The sequence below is a fragment of the Massilia sp. FBCC-B171 genome, from assembly GCF_059134155.1.
On sequence record NZ_CP101443.1, the window covers coordinates 4,296,396 to 4,317,583 of the forward strand.

General features: G+C 64.4%; 14 protein-coding genes. 2 read left to right on the forward strand and 12 right to left on the reverse strand.

The annotated features are described in order from the left end of the window. Positions 1–260: 260 nt before the first annotated feature. Entirely contained in the window at positions 261–1,427 is a 1,167-nt protein-coding gene (locus NMB41_RS19475) for a CapA family protein (RefSeq protein ID WP_494379452.1), read from the forward strand. 433 nt (positions 1,428–1,860) lie between these two features. On the opposite strand, the gene NMB41_RS19480 is transcribed toward NMB41_RS19475, so the two are convergent. From NMB41_RS19480 to puuE, 12 genes are all read right to left on the reverse strand, one after another. Continuing rightward, positions 1,861–3,252, reverse strand: coding sequence for a hypothetical protein (locus tag NMB41_RS19480; protein WP_494379453.1), 1,392 nt, complete (start codon positions 3,250–3,252; stop codon positions 1,861–1,863). Positions 3,253–3,364: 112 nt separating this feature from the next. Further along, positions 3,365–4,192 carry a MipA/OmpV family protein gene (locus NMB41_RS19485; RefSeq protein WP_494379454.1) on the reverse strand — a complete coding sequence of 276 codons (828 nt, stop codon included), beginning with the start codon at positions 4,190–4,192 and terminating at the stop codon, positions 3,365–3,367. Between the two features lie 73 nt (positions 4,193–4,265). Continuing rightward, positions 4,266–4,616 (reverse strand): hypothetical protein, encoded by a 351-nt coding sequence (locus tag NMB41_RS19490; protein ID WP_494379455.1) that lies wholly within the window; start codon positions 4,614–4,616, stop codon positions 4,266–4,268. Between the two features lie 164 nt (positions 4,617–4,780). Next, positions 4,781–5,833 carry a S1/P1 nuclease gene (locus NMB41_RS19495; protein WP_494379456.1) on the reverse strand — a complete coding sequence of 351 codons (1,053 nt, stop codon included), beginning with the start codon at positions 5,831–5,833 and terminating at the stop codon, positions 4,781–4,783. Positions 5,834–5,861: 28 nt separating this feature from the next. Further along, positions 5,862–7,565: a bifunctional metallophosphatase/5'-nucleotidase gene (locus NMB41_RS19500; RefSeq protein ID WP_494379457.1), complete on the reverse strand. Its 1,704-nt coding sequence runs from the start codon at positions 7,563–7,565 to the stop codon at positions 5,862–5,864. Positions 7,566–7,734: 169 nt separating this feature from the next. After that, positions 7,735–11,148, reverse strand: a complete 3,414-nt coding sequence (locus NMB41_RS19505; protein WP_494379458.1) for a TonB-dependent receptor — start codon at positions 11,146–11,148, stop codon at positions 7,735–7,737. Between the two features lie 526 nt (positions 11,149–11,674). Next, on the reverse strand, positions 11,675–13,189 hold the full coding sequence (locus NMB41_RS19510) for an adenosine deaminase (protein WP_494379459.1): 1,515 nt from the start codon (positions 13,187–13,189) through the stop codon (positions 11,675–11,677). Positions 13,190–13,442: 253 nt separating this feature from the next. Next, complete coding sequence (gene guaD / locus NMB41_RS19515) at positions 13,443–14,762, reverse strand: guanine deaminase (protein WP_494379460.1); 1,320 nt, start codon at positions 14,760–14,762, stop codon at positions 13,443–13,445. Beyond that, the gene (xdhC, locus tag NMB41_RS19520; RefSeq protein ID WP_494379461.1) at positions 14,762–15,853 is read right to left on the reverse strand and encodes a xanthine dehydrogenase accessory protein XdhC; all 1,092 of its coding nucleotides are present in this window, start codon (positions 15,851–15,853) and stop codon (positions 14,762–14,764) included. The genes guaD and xdhC overlap by 1 nt, the downstream gene beginning before the upstream one ends. Beyond that, positions 15,853–18,192, reverse strand: coding sequence for a xanthine dehydrogenase molybdopterin binding subunit (gene xdhB, locus NMB41_RS19525; protein WP_494379462.1), 2,340 nt, complete (start codon positions 18,190–18,192; stop codon positions 15,853–15,855). The genes xdhC and xdhB overlap by 1 nt, the downstream gene beginning before the upstream one ends. Before the next feature lie 10 nt (positions 18,193–18,202). Then, positions 18,203–19,666 (reverse strand): xanthine dehydrogenase small subunit, encoded by a 1,464-nt coding sequence (gene xdhA / locus NMB41_RS19530; protein ID WP_494379463.1) that lies wholly within the window; start codon positions 19,664–19,666, stop codon positions 18,203–18,205. A gap of 96 nt (positions 19,667–19,762) precedes the next feature. Further along, positions 19,763–20,710, reverse strand: coding sequence for an allantoinase PuuE (gene puuE / locus NMB41_RS19535; RefSeq protein ID WP_494379464.1), 948 nt, complete (start codon positions 20,708–20,710; stop codon positions 19,763–19,765). 106 nt (positions 20,711–20,816) lie between these two features. Here puuE and uraH point away from each other — a divergent pair, with 106 nt between their 5' ends. Then, on the forward strand, positions 20,817–21,170 hold the full coding sequence (gene uraH / locus NMB41_RS19540) for a hydroxyisourate hydrolase (RefSeq protein ID WP_494379465.1): 354 nt from the start codon (positions 20,817–20,819) through the stop codon (positions 21,168–21,170). Positions 21,171–21,188: the final 18 nt, after the last annotated feature.

The following is a 21,188-nucleotide window of genomic DNA, read 5'->3' on the forward strand; positions in this document are numbered from 1 at the left end:
GCGGCCGTCGTCGTCACGGCCCGGCGCCGGGCGCGCCTGGCCGCGGAGCAGGCTTGTGGACCAGCACCGGCACCCGGCTGTGGCGCAAGACGTTGAGCGTCATACTGCCCGGTCACCGCCCGGTATCGCCCTTCCGTCCAGACCTGACAGCCTCGCCGCATGGCGGGCGTGGCCGGCAATGCGTCGCATTCGCCGACGTCTCGTGTCACACTTCCAATGCGGCCGATCCAGGGCCGGCGTATCCATGAAGGAGCATCGTCATGCCAACGCAAGCACGCTCTGGCCGCATCACCCTGTTCTTGTGTGGCGACCTCATGACCGGGCGCGGCATCGACCAGATCCTGCCGCACCCCGGAAAGCCGCGCCTGCTCGAACCCGGGGTGCGCTCGGCAGTCGGCTATGTGCAGCTTGCCGAGGAGACAAACGGCCCGATCGGCCGGCCGGTCGACTTTGCCTACATCTGGGGCGATGCCCTCGATGCCCTGCGCCGTGCCGGGCCGGACCTGCGCATCGTCAACCTCGAGACCGCGGTCACCGCCAGCGAGGATGCCTGGCCCGGCAAAGGCATCCATTACCGCATGCACCCCGCTAACCTGCCCTGCCTCGCCGCCGCCGGCATCGACTGCTGCGTACTGGCCAACAACCATGTGCTGGACTGGGGCACGCAAGGTCTGAAGGAAACGCTCGACAGCCTGCGCAGCGCCGGCATCGCGACGGCCGGCGCAGGGCTCGATGCGGCCGGTGCCGCGGCTCCGGCCTTGCTCGATGTGCCGGGCAAGGGCCGGGTATGGGTGTTCGCGTGGGCCATGGAAGACAGCGGCGTGCCCGCGGACTGGCGTGCGGGTCCGTCCCGCGCTGGCGTGAACATCCTGCCCGACCTCAGCGCGCGCAGCCTCGAGTCCATTGCGCAACAGACACGCGCCGCAAAGCAGGCCGGCGACCTGGTGCTGGCATCGATTCACTGGGGCGGGAACTGGGGCTTCGGCATCTCGCGGCGGCAACGCGATTTCGCCCACGGCCTGATCGACACGGCCGCGGTGGACCTGGTCCATGGCCACTCGTCGCACCACGTGAAAGGGATCGAAATCTACCGCGACAAGCCCATCCTCTATGGCTGCGGCGACTTCCTGAATGACTATGAAGGCATCCGCGGTCACGAACGATTCCGGGGCGACCTGGCGCTCATGTATTTCCCTACACTGGACGAGGGCCGACTGACGCGCTTTGCCATGACGGCCACCCAGACCCGCCACTTTCGGGCGAACGCGGCCCCGGAGTCCGGAGTACGCTGGCTGATGGAGACGCTGAACCGGGAGGGACGGCAGTTCGGCGCGCTCGTGGACAGGCTGGGAAGACATGACCTGCTGCTGGTGCGTGCTCCGGCGGCCGCATCGCCGACAGTGCCCCCTCCCTGGAAGCCTGGGTAGATGATTGTTATTTCTTCCGAAGTTGTCAGCGCTTGATTATCTGACTCGGTTTGACTTTCGTACTGGTTAGTTACGTTTTTGACGTGGTACGTCACACGCGCCGGCCGTTTCGCCGGAAGGCGGAAGCGCCAATATGAATGGGATATGCCGAGCGACATGGAACACAAGCAGCATCGTGCAAGTCGATCACGCCACGGTTCCGGAACGGCCCGCAACGATGCCGGTCACGCTCAACAGCAGCGCAAGCAGATGGGGACCGGAATCGTCACGAGGAACGGCAGTTCTTGGCGCGCCACACGCGGTTCGAGGCTGGACGTCAAGCCTGCCGCAGGAGCCCAGGTGGCGTCCTGCAGGTCGGCGCCGTCCTTGCCAGCGTACGTGACTTGTCCTTCAATAGGTTGACGGGTTGACGCCTCTTTCATAAACTCCTGGCTCAGGGCGTCGACGTGGCCTGCTTCAGCGCCGTGCCGCCGGCATCGAGCTTTTGCAGCACGTGCTGCTTGCCGCTCCTGGCCGCATGCCAGGCCGGCAGCACGCGAAAGGTCAGCGCCAGGTCGTAGTCGCCGGCGACGCTGCCGGTGTCCATCGGCTCGTCCCCAAGCCGGTTCTGGAACCAGCGCAGCCAGGCGGCGGACCCGGGCGCCGGCGAATTCAGGTAGGGCGCGCCGGCGTTCGGGGCGCCCTCACGCTCGGGCGGCATCAGCGGCAGCAGGAAGGAACTCATGCCTTTCGCCGGATTGGCGGCATTCCACTGCGAGGCCCCATGGCAGCTCAGGCAGGACGAATTGGCGGCGCGCCGCAGCAGGCTGCGCCGCCCTCCCGCCACGAACGAGATGTCGTTCACGCCATGGTCGTTCGGGCCGGACAGGCGCCCGCCCCAACCCAGGGTTTCGGTGGCGTACAGCGGCGCGTTCGGATTGATCCAGGTTTCGAACAGGGGCGCACCCGGATTGGCGGCGCTGTCGACGCGCGGGTCGTTGCCCCATTGCGCGCCCAGCGGCACCATCTGGTCCCACACGCCGCGGCTGCCCGGACGCGTCGCGCGGTCGTAGACCAGGGTCGTGAAGACCCAGCCGGTCTGCGGCGCCGATTGCGTGTCCTTCACCACGATATCGACCTGCATCAGGTAGCCCTTGCCCAGCGTCGCCCGGTCGAATTCGCCGGTGGTGGCGTTCGCCGTCATCATCATCGGCCAGGCCAGCGCCCCGCGCATCGCCGGCCATTCGGCGGGGCCGGCGGTGGCAAACGCCAGCTTCACCGTGATCGATCCTTCGGCGTACTGGGTGGCCTTGCCGCCCAGCTGGGGCGCGTGCGGGTCACGCCAGATGGCGCCGATGGTCTGCGCAGCGGTGCGGTTGTAATAGGTGAGCACGTAGGTGGTGAACGGTTTACTCAGGCCGCTCTTCGGGAACAGGCTGTCCTCGATGCGTTCGACCCCGACCAGCATGCCCCTGATCGGCTCGCGCTGCGATCCCAGCCAGGGATCGTTGTACCAGCCGCGCCGGCCGGCGTCCCACTCGCCGTCGCCGGCCAGCAGCGCCACCATGTCGCGCGCGACGTGGTCCTTCAGCGCCTGGGTATAGGCGGGCGCATTCGCGCTGCTGATCGGCAGGTTGCCGATCGCGGTACGCCAGGGCATGTGCGGCACCGGCAATCCGGACGGGTAGTCGTGGCTGAGCTTGAACAGCGGCCCGGCGTAGTCGGCGGGCGCAGGCAGGCGTCCGTTATGGTCGAGGTAAGGGTCGGGCGCGGCGACGGCCGGCAGTGCGCACAGCACGCCGGCCACCGCCAGGCAATAGCAAAGATACAGGGTTCGAATGCGCATGTTCGTTTCCTAAAAGGAAGTGAAAACAGCCCATTCTTCCGTGCAGCAGGCCTGGCGGCTTGCGAAGGAACAAGGTCTAGCGAGAAGGGTCTACTTGGCGCCTCAGTGCGTCTCAGTTGCTGGTCAGGGCGGCCGAGCGCTTGATGGTCCAGGACAAGCCGAAACCGACCGACAGGCCGTTGTTACGCAGGTGCAGCGGACTGTCTTTGTTGCTGCCGACGCCATAATTCTCCGCCCGCAAGAAGCCGTAGACGCGCAAGTCCGGGTTCACGACGCGTGCCGCGAACACGCCGGCGCGCACCAGGATCAGGCCGGCGTCGGCGCCATAGGCCGGCCGCGTGGCGGTGGCAAACTCCGGCCGCACTTCATAGAAATAGCGGTTGATCTTGCCGTCGCCGACGACTGCCGCGACGTGGGTGTCGAACAGCCATTTACCGTCGGCGCTGCGGCGCTCGTAGACCAGGCGCGGTTCGAAGGTATAGCCCTGGTGGCGCAGGCCGCTGCGCACTTCGATCACCGCGCGCAGGGGCAAGTCCGCGCGCAGGCTGCTCTGCGCATCGAAGCGCGCCAGGCGCAGCTTCAGGCGGGGACCGAACTCGGCCAGTCCTCCCAGGTCCGGCATGCCGGCGCGGGCGGCGACGTCGTCCGAACGGGCGGGCAGCGAGGCGGCCAGGCCGACGTCGAGCTCGGCGGCATCGGTACGGAATACGCGCGCGCCGATGCCGCTCTGGTCGGCGCGAAATACCTTGCCGCGATAGATAAATAAAGGCAGGGCCAGGCCGCGCGTCTCGCGGTCCTCGGCGCCCGGATACGAGGGCGTGCTGACGGCGCCGCCGGCCACGCCCAGCTCCCACAGCGGCTGTGCAGGCGCACCCGAAGTTTGGGCGTGGGCAGTGGTCGCGGCCAGGCAGGCCAGGCTGGCAAGGAGATGGCGTTTCATGCGGTATCCGGAAAAATCGGCGCGGCGCGCCGGAACCGCCATTCTAGCCGTGGCCGGGCTACTCAGCCGCACATCAGGATGGAATATGGCCGGCCCAGTCGCGCAGCCGCTCGGCCGCCATGTCGCCGCTGAAGCCATACGCCAGCACCGGTTCTTCCAGATGCATCATGCTGCGCAAAATATGCGCGCTCCAGGCCGGGCTGTCGAGCACCTGCGCCAGCTTGGCATCCTCGCCGCGCAGCAGGAACAGGCCATGCACCTGGCTGCCGTTCGGCCACAACAGTACCTGCTCGAAGGACTCGATCAGGCCGTCGGCGCGCAAGCCCTCGAGATAGGCGACGAACTCAGGATAGTGACGCGCACTGAGGCTTTCCCTCCCAGGCAGCGAGCGCTTCCAGGAATACATGACAGTATTGATAGTCACAATCCTCTCCCCCCCTGCCGCCGCAGCGGGACAGTCTTGACGGCAAGGATCAATGACGAACGCGCCGGACAAAAAAATGGAGCCGCCAGCACTCCGCTGCGGCCCCATTCTCGAACGGGGTCTCCCCCTTCGTCTGATCTGGCGCAAAGGTGCGCCCGCCTTCCTTAACCGTAGATGGCCTTGAGCACTTCAGCCAGCTTGTAGCCGCCCTTGATCAGCTGTTCCTTGGCAATCTGCGAGCTCGGCACCGGGTAGTTAGCCGGCACTTCCAGCGAGAAGGTGTAATAGGTCTCGCCTTTTTTACTGACCTGCGGCGTGATCTTGCCAGGCACCACGTCGGCGTAGGCGAACTTCGAGACCACCAGCGAGTCGTCGGCCCACTGATAAGGCCAGGTCGCCGGGTCGCCGCTGTTGGCCTTGATCGCCGGCTTGCTGTCGATCGCGAACTGGGCGAACTGCCCGGGCGTTTTCATCTGGACGCGGCGGAAGGCGTAGTCGACCGTGGTGCTGTCCCAGTAGGAGTGGAAGGGTTTGGTCAGCGACTTCGGCACCCCTTCCCGGATCGGCTTCGGCTCGCCCGGCGGAATCAGGTTCGCGCTCAGCTGGGTCAGCTTTTCGTCGTCCAGCAGCAGGTTGTTGCCGCCGCGCGAATCGAAGATCGCGGCTTCGTCGACTTCCGCATGCGTCTTCGGGACCACGAACTTGCCCTCCTTGGAAACAAAGGCCGCGCCCACGTGCAGCGGCTGGTGGATGTCGCCGGTCATGTGGGTGAGCAAAATCAGCGCCTGGCGCTTGGTGAACTTGTGCGGGTTCAGGGCCGGGTCGGTTTTACCCTGCAAGACGGCGATGGCTTGCTTGAGGGTCTGGACGATGTCGACTTCGCTCGTGCCGACGCCGTGGTCATGGTAGCGCTCGAGCTGGAAAGGCACGTCGGTGTAGTGGTATTCGCTGTGCTTCGGATTGGCGGTGGTGTAGTCGACCATTTCCGGCGACTGCGGGCCGCAATAGGTACCCTTCACGCAGTCCGGCCAGTTGGCGATCGACTCGAGGGACTCGCCCGGCAGCAGCAAGGCGGCGATCTGCTTTTCCGCTTTCGTGCCTTTAAGCAGTTTGTCGGCGATGGCGCCAACCGCGCGGTGGCCGTCGCCGCCCCAGGCCAGGGCGTCGATCGACGTGAAGGCGCCGGCAAGCGCGAGGACACAGGCTAGTTTTTTCATGGATTCTCCGTAGTAGGACGGTACAGCGTTATGGTTGTGCGCGCAGTTTGTCGATGCGCACCGAGGGCGCCAGCGCGGTTGCATTGCCGCCCGCACCCGGATTCTTGGCGATGTAGTCGCTCAGCGCATCGAGGTCGACGATCTGGGTGTCGACCCGGTTCGTGCCCTTGGCGAACTCCGGGAAATTGTCCCCGCCTTCAGCCAGGAAGTTGTTGGCGACCACGCGGTAAATCTTGTTGTCGTCGACCGGCGCGCCATTGAACTTCAGGCTGCCCGGCACGATGCGCTGGCCCAGCGGACGCTTGTCGTCCCAGGTGTAGGCGAGGCCTTGCGAGACTTGCAGGATGGTGGCGCTCGAGGCGCTCGGACGTTGCCATTGCTGCTCCAGCAGGCGGCGCAGTTGAAGACCGGTCAGGTCCAGCACGACCAGGGTATTCCCGAAAGGCAGCACGGCCTGGGCATGGCCGAAATTGGTGGTCAGCGCCGCATCCGAGGTCTCCAGGTCCTTCCGAATGCCGCCATTGTTCATGAAGCCGATCTGCGCGCCTTGCGCACGGGTCGCGGCCAGCACGGCGTCGGCGATCAGGTTGCCCAGCGGCGACTCGCCCGCCTCGCTGGCCTTGCGCACGACGCTAGCCTCCCCGAGCTTGCCGAGCGGACGGGCCAGCGCGGCGCGGCTGCGCTCTTTAACATTGGCGAGGTAGGCGCTCACTTGCGGATCGGCCGGGAACAGTTCCGGGTTAATGACGATATTGCGCACGTCGATGCTGGCCACCGTACCGCTGACGGGATCGACCTGCATGGCGATACGCGACAGCAGGTGCCCGGCCGCGTCGGCCTGGGTCACGACGCGGCCGTCGACCTTGCACAGGTAGCCCTGGTGCGAGTGGCCGGTAATGACCAGGCGGATCGCCGGATCGAGCCTTTTCACGATGTCGACCACGCCGCCGGTCAAGCCCTTGCACTCCTGCTGGTCCGGCGCTTCACTGGTCTTGCCGCCTTCGTGGATCAGGGCGACGAACACCTTGGCGCCATCGGCGCGCATCTGCGGCAGGGCCTTGTTGATGGCGTCGGCTTCATCGATGAAGTCCAGGCCCGCAATGGCCGAGGCAACCGCCACCGAGGCCGTGCCCTGCAGCACGGCGCCGACCACGCCGACCTTGACGCCTTTTACATCCTCGACGCGGTAGGCCGGCATGAAGGGTTTTCCCGTCGCGCTGTCGAGCACGTTCGCGGCGAGATAGGTAAAGCGCGCGCCGCCATAGTTCGGCATCAGTTTGCAGGCCTTGGCCGGGCGCGGCGAATCGCAGCCGCCGGCCTGCTGGCGCAGCAGTTCCTTGCGGCCCTGGTCGAATTCATGGTTGCCCACCGACGACAGGCGCAGGCCGAGCAGGTTCATCGCTTCGATGCTCGGCTCGTCGGCCCACATCGAGGACAGCGCCGGGCTGGCGCCGATCAGGTCGCCCGCGCCGATGAACAGCAGGTCCTTGTCTTCCTTGCGCCAGGCGGCCAGCGCGCCGCTCAGGGCTTCGATGCCGCCGGCGCGCAGGGTCTCGGTCTTGCCGCTGACGGCGCTGGTATAGGTGTACTTGCTCGGTTCCAGGTTGCCATGAAAGTCATTGATCGCAACCAGGTTGAGCGTAACCGGACCCGACGCCGGGGTGGCGCAACCGGCTGCCAGCACGGCCAGCGCCAGGGCGAAAGGTGCGCGGGCGCGCGAAAGAACGGACATGGAAAACCTTTGCTGAGGAAGTCGGAAAATCGCCCTGTTGAGGCTGCCGAATTATTGCACGTAGGACCGTTGAAGGCCATCTTTACGCCCTCTCCCCGTCCAACCTTCAAACGAAAAAACGGCCGGTGTTGCCACCGGCCGTTTCTAGCTTGCTACCGCGTAGAACGAGTTAGAACTCGTAACGCGCGGTAACCTGGACTGCCCACTGCGATTCGCCCTTGTTCTGCTTGACGATGTAGTCTTCGACCGCGTCGCGGACGTTGTAGACATACTTGCCGTCTTGCATACCTGCGTACTCGACGAAGTCGCGCTGGTTGGCGCCGCCACCGCTGAAGAAGCCGATTTCGCGGATACGGCCGTAGCGCTTGTTGATCATGTTACCAACGTTCATGAAGTCGAACACCAGCACGCCTTTGTTGCCCTTGAACAGGCCAGGCACTTCTTGCTGGATACGCATGTCGAAGCTGTTGGTCCATGGCGAGAAGCCGCTGTTACGCTTCGTCACGCCGCCGGCCGCGTTCTTCAGGTCCTTGTTGTCGTTGACGATGTCCCAGAAGCGCTGCTCGTTGACCTTGCTGGTCGCGGTGTCGCCACGGAAGATGACTTCGCCCGAACCGAAGGCCGTTGGGATGTACATCAGGTCATTGCCCTGGTAGTCATCGCCGTTGGCATCGTTACGGAAGGTCCAGCTGTATGGCTTGCCGGCACGGCCTTCATAGAACACGCCGAAGGTGGTCTTCAGGGTGCCGAAGAACGCCTTTTCCCAGCTCAGCGATGCATTCACGCGGTCCTTGACCAGGTAAGCCGAGTTGGCAGCCACGTCTTCGTTCGGATTGAAGGTCGCGCGGCCGCCGTAGTTCGAACCCGAGGTCGAGTTACCGGCGTTGCTGACTTCAGTCGCGTCCGTGTAGGTGTAGGCTGCCGACCAGCGCAGGCCACGCGCACGGCTGTTGCTCAGCTGGATGGTCGCGGTGTTGCCGCCGCCCTTGTCGGTCTCGGCCACTGCGATCACATTGGCGAACGAAGCGTTGCTGAGTGCCTTCGGACGATGGCCTGCGCAGGCGCCGCTGCTCGAGAAGCTGCCGTTGGTCTGGAAGCAGCTTGGCGTGTAGCCGGTTTCGGTCCAGAACATCTGGCGGCCGTCCGGACCGATGCGGGTCGGTGCGCCCAGGTTCAGGTGCTGGAAGTAGACGCCCTTGTTCACGTCGGTACGCATGTACTCGAGGCCGATGACCATGCCGTACCACGGCAGTTCATGTTCGACGGCCAGGTTGGCTTTCCACACCGACGGCTGGCTGATGCCAGGCATCAGCACGTCGACCGCCGCGGCAGGCGTCGAACCAGGGATTGGCGCCTGGTTGTTTGGATCCGGGCTGAACACGCTGTTCGTTGGCGTGCAGGCGCTGCCGACGAAGCCGCAACCGACCAGGGTGGTGACCATGCCGTTGTTGGCGAATGGATTGCCCAGCCAGACGTTCAGGGCCGAACCCGAGAACAGGCCGATGCCGCCGCGCAGCTGCGTGGCACGTGCGGTATCGAAGCGGTAGTTGAAACCAAAGCGCGGCTGGATCAGGTCGTCGCTGTCGATGGTGACGGTGTTGTCCAGGCCGAAGCCGCCGGTTTCGCGCACGATACGGTTCGGCACCGTGTTATAGGTACCGGCAACTTTCGGGCCCGCCACTGTAGCGTTGCGCAGCGGACGGTCGTCGGTCGAGGCACGGTCGTAACGAACGCCGAAGGTCATCTTCAGGTTCTTGTTGAACGACCAGGTATCCTGCAGGAACAGACCAGTGTTGACCAGCGTCCAGTTGGCAGTCGCTTCGCCCAGGTTGCGGCCCGGACGTGCTGCCTGCGCCTGGTATCGATCTGCACGGCCGCGCTCAAAGTTCTCGAGCACGGCCTTCTCGACGACGGTCGGGTCGGTACAGGTGACGGTTGCGGCGAAGTTATAGGTGTACTGGGGGTTCGAATTGACGCAGTTGAACTCATAACGGCCCTTCGTGTCCTGCAGGAAGCTGTTATAGATCTCATTGCGCGCGTAATCGGCGCCGAACTTCAGCTCGTGGTCACCCTTGACCCAGGTGGCGCCGGTGTAGGCGTCCCAGGTCGTGGTGTTGAGTTCGTTCATGTGGCGCGCGCGCTCGGTACCGAAGTACAGGTTGCGGTTACCCGTGGACGTTCCCTGTGGCGCGCCGGCTGGCAGCGTGCCTGGGAAGATCATCAGGATCGACGGCAGGTTCGAGCCGGTGGTGTAGCTCTTGCCGCTGTCGCGGCGCGACAGTTTCACTTCGGTCGAGAAGTTCGGGGTCCAGTCGCTGAACAGCTGGCCGACCGACGACTCGAAACGCTTGTCTTCGGTGTACAGGTAGGACGACAGCGCCAGCGAGGTGGCGTTGAAGTTCGGGTAGAACGGCTCGACCTGGTCGGTCTTCTGCCAGCGGAAGCTTGCGCGGTGGTCGTCGTTGATGTTCCAGTCGATCTTCAGCAGGCGGTCTTCGACTTCCGTCGCGCCGTTTGGCACCTCGGTGCTGCCGATGTCGATGCCGTACTTGTCCTTGGCGATGCGCTGCACCGAGGCGATGGTTTCAGGGCGGAGACCGACATTGGTCAGGCTGCTGCCGATCGGGCCGAAGTCAGGCGTGGCCTTGGTGCTCTTCGAGTTTTCGGCGCTGGCGAAGACGAACAGCTTGTCCTGGATCAGCGGGCCGCCCAGGGTCAGGCCGGTCGTCGTTTCCTTGAACGGCGCAGGCTCGGTGTACGTGTCGTTCGACACGTTGTAACGGTCGCCGACCATCTTTTCGTTACGGAACACATGATAGACGCTGCCATGCCACTCGTTGGTGCCCGACTTGGTGACGGCGTTGATGTTCGCGCCGGTGTAACCCTTCTGGGTCACGTCGTAGTTCGAGATATTGACCTGCACCGACTGGATCGCATCGATCGAGATCGGCTGCTTGTTGGTCGGCAGGCCGTTCGATTCCAGGCCGAAGGTGTCGCTGATCGAGACGCCGTCGATGGTGATCGAGTTGAAGCGCGAGTTCTGGCCGCCGGCCGAGATCGCACCGTTTTCCTTGTCGGTCTGCGACAGGCGTGGGTCGTTACGTGCGTAGTCCGCCAGGCTGCGTGCGATCGACGCCTGGGCAACCAGCTCGGCGCGGCCGATGTTCGTGCCCGAACCCATGTTCGAGGTGTTGAACTTGCTCGAGACGCCCTGGCCGGTGACTTTGACGACCTGGACGTTGCCCAGGGTGCCATCGACGCTGGAGGTTTCAGCCAGGTTGGTGAACACGTTGTCGACTTTTTCGACGACGCCATCCTTGGTCATGGTGATCGTGTACGGACCACCGACGCGCAGGCCGCGCGCAACGTAACGGCCTTCGGCATCGGTCGTGACCGTGCTGACAGAACCCGACTCGGCGTGGCGAATTTGAACCTGTGCGCCCGCAACCGGCTTGCCATCTGCGCCAGCGACGCGGCCGCCAATGGCGGAGGTAGTGTTCTGTGCGAAAGTCGGCGCGGCCGACAGTGCAATCGACAAAGCCAGCGCCAGCTTCGTGAGCCGGATCTGTTTTTGAGTGATCATTATTAAAACCCCAAAATAGACTTAATAGTTATGTGGACGCCCGAAGGGCATCCTTCTTTACACGTACTGCAACCCTGATTGCCCGGCCGCAGGCACAGCCTTTGGTGAAGCCGGGCGGATTGTAGGGAGGAAATATGTCATCCCCATTACCGCCCTTAAAAAAACAACAAGCACATTTGCCAACTAATCAAATATGCATGAGCCTCCTGCCTCAGACAAATTCCTTTTTGCTTGCGTATTTATAGTGATGGCCTATAAATCGCCCCAAAAACGGGCTTGGCGCGCCTTGCATGGTGTTCACCGAGCAAAATCACAAGGCGGAATTATACGGAAGGCATTCTTAGCTGAAATATTTTGATAAATAAATTCGACATTCGCCCCACAGGCCGCGGGGATTTGTGGCGACTTGACCACAAACATTAGCATTGCACTAACTTTCGTCTGTTCCACGATGGTGCAGCGCATGGTGCGTACACTGTGGAGCATCAACAACGGCAGCTTGCGCCGCCGTTGTTGATTGAGCACATTACCTGGCCGTGCGTCGTGCCGGCACAACGGTTTTGACCAGTCCCGCCACCTCGGTTTCGAAGCGGGCGAAGCGCGCATCGAGCTGGCGCGTCAGGCGCGTCTTCTCGGCAGCCGGCAGGAAAGCGTAGCGGATGCTGTTGTACGAGGTCTTTTTCATTTCCGCGTAGTCCGGCTTGTAGCGGCTGGCGAACAGCACGTATTCCTGCGACAGCGTGTGGCGCGTAACGCCGGCGTCGTCGGTCGAGATCACATACGGCACGCCATATTTGCGGTACAGGGTCACCGGATGGTTCTCGCCCTTGATGCCGCTGATGAAGGCGTTCGAGGTCAGGTTGATTTCGACCGGGATGTCGTCCTGCCGCATCTTGCGCAGGATGGCCGTGGCATTCGCCTCGTGCGCCAGGTCGATGCCGTGGCCGATGCGGTCGGCGCCGGCCACCATCAGGGCCTGGTCGATGTGGAACTTCAGGCCTTCCGGCGGCACCTCGCCCATGGCCAGTTCGCCGGCGTGCATCGCCACCTTGACGTCCGGATAGACCTTTTTCAGGAAGCCGAACATCTTCATGTGCAGCGTGTAGTCGCGCATCGAGACATTGGTGCTTTCCTGGCCGACGATGTTCACGCCCACGACCTTGCCGCCGCCTGCCGCCGACTTGAAGGCGGCGACCATCGAGGAAAACACCTGCGAGGGGTTCAGCAGGCGCAGCACATAGGTCTGGTAGCGCATCGTGAAGTTTTCATCGTCGATGCCGGCGGCCGCTTCGTCGATCTTCGCGACGAAATCGGCGATCGCTTTCGCAAACGCGGGATCTCGGTCCAGGCCTTCCATCGCACGGCGCAGCTCGACGTCCAGGGCCGCGTCGTCATTCACCAGCTGCCAGGCGCGCGCGTCGAATTCGGCATTCGCCACGGCCGGCGCCATCTTGAACATGGTTTCGATATAGCCGACGTTCTCGGCGATCGCCCGCTTTTTCAACGCCTGCAGGCCTTCGGCGAAGTTCGCGTTCGAGACCGGGCCGAAATAGCCGAAGGTCTGGAAGAACAGGCGGTCCGGCGGCGGCTGGAGGGCGCCGTGGTTGTCGAAGTCCTTGTTCGACCAGCGCTGCACCAGTTCGCGCCAGGTGTAGTCGTCGGCGTACACCTCGGTGCTCGAGAGGCAGGTGCGTTCCTTGGCCGGCTTGGCGCGCTCGGTGGCGACGACGGCCTTGTCGGTTTCGACGCGGTAGGTCGACTTGTTCACGCACAGGCCCTGGCGGTCGAGGAAGTCGAGGTATTGCTCGACATAGATCGCGCCCGAATAATGGTGGTGCAGGTCGCCGCCCTTGGGCATCTGCGTGAAGAACATGGTCAGCTCGGCCAATTTTGGCTCGGCGCCTGCGATCAGGCTTGCGTAATGGCGGGCGGTGGCCGCTTCATTGGCCTGGCGCGAGGCCGTGACCGGCTCTTTGGCCATCGCGGCGGATGGCGCGGCGATGGCCAGGGCGATCAGCAGGCGGCTGACATTGTTCTGCATGACGGGACTTTCGTGGTGGGTTGAAGGTGCCGCGCAACTCTAACTGCTTCGTTCAAGATTGGCAATGCGGGGGGTATGCTGGCGGAGGTGGGGCTGTTGCCTGTGGCGGTATCGGTGTTTTGAATCCGCGTGGGCACGGGGTGCCCACCCTACGGGACACGCTACGTATCCGGGTTTCGTATGATCTCGCCGTTGACGGTGACCGTAGGGTGGGCACCCCGTGCCCACGCGGATTCAAGGCACCAACAACGTATCAGGCAACAGCCCCACCCCGCTCATGTACCTTCACACCCGCCGCATACGTCGCCCGAATCGCCCGGTCGTCGCCCAACAGCGCCAGCGCGAACAGCTGTTCCTCCAATGAATTGCAATGCGAACTGCGGCGCGCCAGCAGCGGCGTCGACTTCGGATCGAGGACAATGAAGTCCGCTTCCGCCCCAACGGCAAAGCTGCCGATCGTGCCTTCCAGGTCCATCGCCCGCGCCGCGCCCAGGGTCGCGAGATAGAACATGCGCAGCGCCGGCAGGTAGCTGCCCTTTAAACGCGCGACCTTGTAGGCTTCGTTCATCGTCTGCAGCATCGAGAACGAGGTGCCGGCGCCGACGTCGGTGCCCAGCGTGACCCGCGCCCCGGCGCCGTCGGCTTTTTCGAAGTCGAACAGGCCGCTCCCGAGGAACAGGTTCGAGGTCGGGCATACCGACGGGGCCGACCCGGTGGCCGCCATGCGCGCGAAGTCTTCGTCGTCCAGCCAGATGCAGTGGCCGAAGAGCGCGCGCGGGCGCATCAGGCCATAGCCGTCATACACGCCGAGATAGCTGCGCGCCTGCGGATACAGCTCGCGCACCCAGTTCACTTCGTCCTGGTTTTCCGAGACGTGGGTCTGGATGAAGGTGTCCGGATAAGCCTTGGCCAGTTCGGCGATGGCCTGCAATTGGGCCGGGCTCGATGTGGGCGCGAAGCGCGGCGTGATCGCGTACAGCGAGCGCTTGTGCTTGTGCCACTTGTTGATCAGGGCCTCGCTCTCGCCGATCTGCCCGTCCGCATCGCGCAGGAAGTCCGGGCAATTCCGGTCCATCAGCACCTTGCCGGCCACCATGCGCAGGTTGCGCGCTTCGCTGGCTTCGAAAAAGGCGTCGACCGACTCGCGGTGCACGGTGCAGTAGACGACGGCGGTCGTGGTGCCGCAGCGGGTCAGCTCGTCGAGGAAGAACTCGGCGGTGGCGCGCGCGTGGACCGGGTCGGCGAACTGGCGCTCGGTCGGGAAGGTGTAGGTCTCGAGCCAGGGCAGCAAACCGGGCGCCGGCGAGGCGATCATGTCCGTCTGCGGATAATGGATGTGGGTGTCGATGAAGCCGGGCGTGATGATCTGGCCGCGGTAGTCGTGCGGCGTGACGCCATCCGGCAGCGTCGCCGCCAGCTGCGCATAGTCGCCGGCGGCCTTGATGCGGCCGTCCTCGACGACCAGCAGGCCATCCTCGAACCAGGAGTACGCATCGGCGGCAAAGGCCGGGTCGGCGTGAAAATGCAGCAAGCTCGCACGGTAGGCTTGCACGGTAGTCGGTACGGTGGACATCAGTTCAATTCCGGAGAAACGTCAGGGTGGCTGGGGGCGCCGTTCTCACGGCCCTCCCAGACGGTGAGCAATTGCGCCGCGACGGAGGCGGCGATCACGGCCGGCGCCTTGCCGGCGATGCCGGGCAGGCCGATCGGGCAGACCATGGCCTCGATTTTATGGCCGGCGATCCCGCGCTCGCGCAGGCGGTGCTCGAACTGGCGGCGCTTGGTATCGGACCCGATCAGGCCGAACCAGTCATGGCCGGGACGGGACAGTATCGCGTTTGACAAGCGCAGGTCAAGTGCATGGCTGTGTGTCATCACCAGGAAAGTGGTGCCGGGCGCGGCCTCTTCCGCCATCGCCTCGGGAATGTCGGTGGCCTCTATCGTCACGTTGGCGGGAACGTCCGCCGGGAACAGGTCCTCGCGCTCGTCGACCCAGGTGACGCGGCAGGGCAGCTCGGCGAGCGCGCGCACGATGGCCGCGCCAACGTGGCCGGCGCCGAACAGCATCAGGTGTGCGCGCGGGGCGAGGATGGCGTCGACGAGCCAGCGGCGGCCGTCGGTATCGGTGAAGACGTGTGTGCCGCGGGCGCGGTCGAAGGGTGGAACAGGAGCCCCCGCCAGTTGCACGCCATCGGCCTTGAACAACGCCCACGTAGGGTGGGCGGGTCCCCCGCCCACGCGTTCAGCGCGCGCATGAACATCGGATTGCCCGTCAATGCCAGCACCGGTTGAACGCGTGGGCGGCAAAGCCGCCCACCCTACGGGCATGACGCGCCATGTATCGGTATGGCGCCGGCCGTCGAGCACGACGCACTGATCCCGGTCCGTCACCTCGAACGCCAGGTGCGCAATCCCCCCGCAGCACTGGCCCAGGCTCGGCCCCAGCGCGAAGCGCTCCAGCCGCGGCGCCCCGCCCTCTTTCAGCATGCTGCGCGCAATCTCGATCGCCCGGTGCTCCAGGTGTCCGCCGCCGATCGTCCCGGCAAAGGCGTCCTGCATGACGAGCATCTTCGCGCCCGGCTCGCGCGGCACCGAGCCTTCGACGATGGCGACCGTGACCAGCACGGCCGGCGCCCGCAGCGCAGCTTGCAGCCAGTCGTCCATCAGGCCTGGCCGCTGACGGCGGCTACGACGACAGCGATGGCGTCGAGGATTTCTTCGCTCGTGGCCGGCGCGTTCAAGGGCGGATTGACCTTGTGGCCGCCGACGCTGGAGATGGCATCGCGAATTGCGAAGAACACCGAGAACGGCAGCAGCAGCGGCGGTTCGCCCACCGCTTTCGAGCGGTGGATGCTGTCTTCGACATTGCTGTTCTCGAACAGGCGCACGCGGAAATCCTGCGGGCAGTCGGACACGCCCGGGATCTTGTAGGTCGAGGGGGCATGCGTCATCAGCTTGCCGCCCTCGTTCCAGCAGAGTTCCTCGGTGGTGAGCCAGCCCATACCCTGGATGAAGGCGCCTTCGACCTGGCCCAGGTCGATCGCCGGATTAAGCGACTTGCCGGCGTCGTACAGGCAGTCGGCGCGCAGCAGCTTCCATTCGCCGGTCAGCGTATCGACCACGACTTCGGACACCGCCGCGCCGTAGGCGAAGTAGGAGAACGGGCGGCCGTTCATGGTCTTGGCGTCCCAGGACAGCCCGGGCGTGGCATAGAAACCGTCGGACCAGAGCTGCACGCGCGCCAGATAGGCTTTTTGCACCAGCGCCGGGAACGGCACTTCCATCTCGTTGACGAAGACTGTATCACTTGCAAAGCGCACGTCGCCGGCTTCACCACCGTACTGGGCGGCGGCGAAGGCGGCAAGTCTCTCCTTGATCTGGCGCGCCGCATCCTGCGCCGCCTTGCCGTTCAAATCGGCCCCGGTCGACGCCGCCGTGGCCGAGGTATTCGCGACCTTGCTGGTATTGGTGGCAGTGGCGCGCACATGGTCCATGTCCACGCCCAGTTCGTGCGCGACGACCTGCATCACCTTGGTGTTGATGCCCTGCCCCATCTCGGTGCCGCCGTGATTGACCATGATGGAACCGTCGACATACACGTGCACCAGCGCGCCCGCCTGGTTCAGGTGGGTGACGTTGAAGGCGATGCCGAATTTGACGGGCGTGAGCGCCAGGCCCTTTTTCAGCACTTCGCTAGTGGCATTGAAGGCGGTGATGGCCTCGCGCCGTGCGCGGTAGTCGCTCGAGGTTTCGAGTTCGGCCACCAGTTCGTGGATGACGTTGTCGACCACGGCCTGGCCGTAAGGCGTGACGTTGCGATCAAGCTTGCCGTAAAAATTGACCTTGCGGATGTCGAGCGTATCGACGCCGCGTTCGCGCGCGATCTCATCCAACACGTATTCCATCGCGATCGCGCCCTGCGGGCCGCCGAAGCCGCGGAAGGCCGTATTCGACTGGGTATTGGTCTTGCCGCAGGCGGCGCGGATGTCGACGTCCGACAAATAATAGGCATTGTCGTAGTGGCAGACCGCGCGCGTGGCGACCGGGCCGGACAGGTCGGCCGAGTAGCCGGCGCGCGAGACCATGTCGACTTTTGCGGCCAGCACGCGCCCCGCTTCGTCGTAACCGACTTCGTATTCATAGTAAAAACAGTGGCGCTTGCCGGTGACGAGCATGTCGTCGTCGCGGTCGGCGCGCAGTTTGACGGGACGTTTCAGCTTGTTCGCCGCAATGGCGGCGGCGGCGGCCCACAGCGCCGACTGCGATTCCTTGCCGCCGAAGCCCCCGCCCATGCGGCGGCATTCGACCACGACGTGATGCGAATTGAGGCCCAGCGCATGCGCGACCACGTGCTGCATCTCGCTCGGGTGCTGGGTCGAGCATTGCACCAGCATGCCATTGTCCTCACCGGGAATGGCGTAGGCGATCTGGCCTTCCAGGTAAAACTGTTCCTGGCCGCCGACATACAGCTTGCCCGCGACCTTGTGCGGCGCGTTCGCGAAGGCGGTTTCGGCGTCGCCGCGCGCCAGGCGCATCGGCGGCACGACGTACGATTGGGCGGCGTGCGCCTCCTGCGGCGTGAGGATAGCCGGGAGTTCTTCGTACTCGACCTGGGCCAGGCGCGCGGCGCGGCGCGCATTGTCGTGGGTGTCGGCGACGACAATAAAAATCGGCTGGCCGACGTATTCGACTTTGCCATCGGCGAGGATCGGATCGTCGTGGATGATCGGGCCGCAGTCGTTGGTGCCGGGGATGTCGCGTACCGACAGCACGGCCACCACGCCGCGCGCCGCGCGTACGGGCGCCAGGTCGAGCGAGAGGATGTTCGCGTGCGGCTTGCTCGACAGCCCCAGCGCCGCATGCAGCGTGCCGGCCGTCTCGAGAATGTCGTCGGTATAGGTGGCCTGCCCTAACACGTGCAGCGTCGCGGATTCGTGCGGCCGGGCGCGGCCGATCGCGCTCCACGCCGCCGCCTTGATTGCTGGTGCGCCTGCGTCGTTCATGCTGATCTCCTTACGCGGCTGCGAATGCGTTGACTGCGCTTGGCGGCAGCGGGTTCTCCAGCCGCGTCTCGAGCCAGAAGCGGCGCAGCAGATTTTGCGCGGTCTTCATCCGATAGCTGCTGGAGGCGCGCATGTCCGACAGCGGCGCGTAGTCCTGCGCCAGCGCGGCCATCGCCTCCACCAATGCGGCTTCGTTCCAAGCGCGGCCGGTCAACACCGCCTCGGCCTGCGCGGCGCGTTTCGGCGTGGCCGCCATGCCGCCGAAAGCGATACGCGCTTCGGTCACGACGACGCCATCGAGCGTGAGTGCAAAGGCGGCGCAGACGGCCGAAATATCCTGGTCGAAGCGCTTGGCCAGTTTATAGGTGCGAAAACGCACGCCATCCTGCGGCAGCGGCACGCGCAGCGCGGCGACGAATTCATCAAGCTGCATATCCTTCTTCTGGTAGCCGAGATAAAAGTCTTCGAGCGCCAGTTCGCGTTCGCCGCCTGCGCCGCGCAATACCAGGCGCGCGCCGAGGGCGATCAGCCAGGGCATCGAATCGCCGATGGGCGAGCCATTGGCGACATTCCCGCCCAGCGTGCCGGCGTTGCGGATCGGGAGCGAGGCGAAGCGCTGCCACATCTCGCTCAATTCATCCGGATAGTGACGGCACACAGCCGCGTAAGCATCTTGCAGCGTCACGCCGGCGCCGATCTCGAGCATGCCATCGGCTTCGCGCACGGCCTTCAATTCAAGCACGTTGCCGATATAGATGATGTCGTTCAGTTCGCGCATCTGCTTGGTGACCCAGAGGCCGACGTCGGTCGAGCCGGCCAGGATCAGTGCCTGCGGATGGGCACTGCGCAGCGCCACCAGTTCAGCGAGCGTGCGCGGCGCATGGAAGCTGCGGCCTTCATATATGTAGGTCGTGCCTTCGCTGCGCTGGAGCATGAGCAGCGCCTCACGCACCGCGCCGCGGTCGAACTCGGCGCGCGGCAATTCGACCATGCGCCCGGCCGCCTCGATGATCGGGCGGTAGCCGGTGCAGCGGCACAGGTTGCCGGACAGGGCGTCGTCGACCTGGCAGCGCGAGGGAGCTTGCCCTTCCTGTTTCAGGTACATGCCCCACAACGACATCGCAAAACCCGGCGTGCAGAAGCCGCATTGCGAGCCGTGGCAGTCGACCAGGGCCTGCTGGACCGGGTGCAGGCGCCCATCAGGCAGCTGCAAGTCTTCGACCGTGAACAAGGCCTTGCCGTCGAGCGTGGGCATGAACTGGATGCAGGAATTGACCGCTTTCATTTCCAGTTGCCCGTTTTCGAGCGAACCGATGACGACCGTGCAGGCGCCGCAATCGCCCTCGGCGCAGCCTTCCTTGGTGCCGGTGCAGCGCAAGTCCTCCCGCAGGTGCTGCAGGATGGTTTGCGTCGGCGCCACATCGGTCACGGCGTGGACGGCGTTGCGGAAATAAAAGCGGATCGGTTCGGCCATGCTTGTCTCGGATTGTGCCCAGCGTGAAGGATACTCCCTCGCGGCCCCGGTAAACTATATCGAATAATGGATTTTGATTATCATCGATTCCATATATCAGCCGCTGAACGGATGGGTCTTTTTCCAGTGCTCGGCGATGTCGATGCGGCGCGTGACCCACACGTGCTTGTGCTGCACCACGTAATCGAGAAAACGCGCCAGCGCCGCAGCGCGTGCCGGGCGGCCGGCGATGCGGCAATGCAGTCCGATCGAGAGCATTTTAGGCGCGTTCAGGCCATTCGGGTCGCCTTCCGCATACAGCACGTCGAAGGCGTCTTTCAGGTAGTCGAAGAACTGGGTGCCGGAATTAAACCCCTGCATGGCGGCAAAGCGCATGTCGTTGGTGTCGAGGGTGTAGGGCACGACCAGGTGCGGGGTTTCGATCGCCGCACCGTCCGGCCCGGTGTGCGCGACCTTTTGCCAGAACGGCAGGTCGTCGCCGTAATAGTCGGCGTCGTATGCGAAGCCGCCGTGCTCGACGACCAGGCGCCGCGTGTTGGGCGAATCGCGCCCGGTGTACCAGCCCAGCGGCGCGTCGCCAGTCAATGAGCGCAGAATATCGACCGCCTCCGCCATATGGGCGCGTTCGGTGGCTTCGTCGACGTTCTGGTACGAAATCCAGCGCAGGCCGTGGCAGGCGATTTCGTGGCCCAGCTCGCGGAAAGCGGCCACCGCCTCGGGATTGCGCTGCAGCGCCATCGCCACGCCAAACACCGTCAGCGGCAGTTTCCTCTCCTCGAACATGCGCAGCAGGCGCCAGAGGCCGGCGCGCGAACCGTATTCGTAGAGCGACTCCATGCTCATGTGGCGCATCGGGAAAGCCTGCGCCCCTATGATTTCGGATAAAAAAGTCTCCGAAAACGGATCGCCGTGCAAGGTGGAGTTCTCCCCACCCTCTTCGTAGTTCAGCACGAACTGCAGGGCGATGCGGGCTTCGCCGGGCCATTGGGCATGCGGTGGGGTGCGGCCGTAGCCGATCAGGTCGCGCGGATAGTCTGGTGCCATGGAGCTCTCGAGGATGAGGGATATATCGCCGATCATATATTGACGCAACAGCATCGGTATATGATCAGGAAGATAGACACTTTCACCACCTTCGTATAGGGGAACCATGGGCAAACTCAGCACCCACGTACTCGACACCGCGCACGGCCGGCCGGCCGCCGGAGTGGCCATCGAGTTGTATAGCGTCGACGGGGAAAGCCGCACCTTGCTGCTGCAGACGACAACCAATCAGGACGGCCGCTGTGATGCGCCGCTACTTGAGGGCATTTTCCTGGCCGCCGGGCGCTACGAACTGGTCTTTGCTGCCGGCGATTATTTCGCGGCCCAGGGCGTGGCCTTGCCGGAACCGCGTTTCGTCGACCGCGTGACGATCGCTTTCGGCGTGGCCGACCCAAGCCAGAATTACCACGTGCCGCTGGTGGTCACGCCCTGGTCGTATTCCACCTACCGGGGCAGCTGAACGCCCTTGCCTGCAAAA